Source organism: Amycolatopsis sp. NPDC004079, assembly GCF_040610415.1.
Classification (GTDB): Bacteria; Actinomycetota; Actinomycetes; order Mycobacteriales; family Pseudonocardiaceae; genus Amycolatopsis; species Amycolatopsis halotolerans.
On sequence record NZ_JBEXMH010000161.1, the window covers coordinates 1 to 1,387 of the forward strand.

Consider the following 1,387-nt stretch of genomic DNA (forward strand, 5'->3'; position numbering starts at 1 on the left):
TGAGACGTGATGCGTAGCCGTTTGAGGCGAAGTGGGTGATCCTATGCTGTCGAGAAAAGCCTCTAGTGAGTGCATGCACGGCCCGTACCCCAAACCAACACAGGTGGTCAGGTAGAGAATACCAAGGCGATCGGGTGAACTGTGGTTAAGGAACTCGGCAAAATGCCCCCGTAACTTCGGGAGAAGGGGGGCCAAGCACCGTGAAACTTCACGCAAGTGGAGCGGTGGTTGGCCGCAGAGACCAGCGGAAAGCGACTGTTTACTAAAAACACAGGTCCATGCGAAGTCGCAAGACGATGTATATGGACTGACGCCTGCCCGGTGCTGGAACGTTAAGAGGACCGGTTAGCGCTTCGGCGCGAAGCTGAGAATTTAAGCGCCAGTAAACGGCGGTGGTAACTATAACCATCCTAAGGTAGCGAAATTCCTTGTCGGGTAAGTTCCGACCTGCACGAATGGCGTAACGACTTTCCGGCTGTCTCGACCACAGGCCCGGCGAAATTGCATTACGAGTAAAGATGCTCGTTACGCGCGGCAGGACGGAAAGACCCCGGGACCTTTACTATAGTTTGGTATTGGTTTTCGGTTCGGCTTGTGTAGGATAGGTGGGAGACTGTGAAGCGCTCACGCTAGTGGGTGTGGAGTCGTTGTTGAAATACCACTCTGGTCGGATTGGGAATCTGAACCTCGGACCATGATCTGGTTCAGGGACAGTGCCTGATGGGTAGTTTAACTGGGGCGGTTGCCTCCTAAAGGGTAACGGAGGCGCCCAAAGGTTCCCTCAGCCTGGTTGGCAATCAGGTGTCGAGTGCAAGTGCACAAGGGAGCTTGACTGTGAGACAGACATGTCGAGCAGGGACGAAAGTCGGGACTAGTGATCCGGCACCTCCTGGTGGAAGGGGTGTCGCTCAACGGATAAAAGGTACCCCGGGGATAACAGGCTGATCTTGCCCAAGAGTCCATATCGACGGCATGGTTTGGCACCTCGATGTCGGCTCGTCGCATCCTGGGGCCGGAGTAGGTCCCAAGGGTTGGGCTGTTCGCCCATTAAAGCGGCACGCGAGCTGGGTTTAGAACGTCGTGAGACAGTTCGGTCCCTATCCGCCGCGCGCGCAGGATACTTGAGGAAGGCTGTCCCTAGTACGAGAGGACCGGGACGGACGGACCTCTGGTGTGCCAGTTGTCACGCCAGTGGCATGGCTGGTTGGCTATGTTCGGAAGGGATAACCGCTGAAGGCATCTAAGCGGGAAGCCTGTTCCAAGATGAGGTATCCCACCCCATGTGGGTTAAGGCCCCCAAGAGACGATTGGGTTGATAGGCCAGAAATGGAAGCACAGTAATGTGTTGTCGAGTTGACTGGTACTAATAGGCCGAGGACTTGCCCAC

1 rRNA gene is annotated in these 1,387 nt (G+C 55.7%); it reads left to right on the forward strand.

The features are described from left to right. Positions 1–1,387: ribosomal RNA gene (locus ABZX37_RS49325) — 23S ribosomal RNA — on the forward strand; the annotation flags it as partial.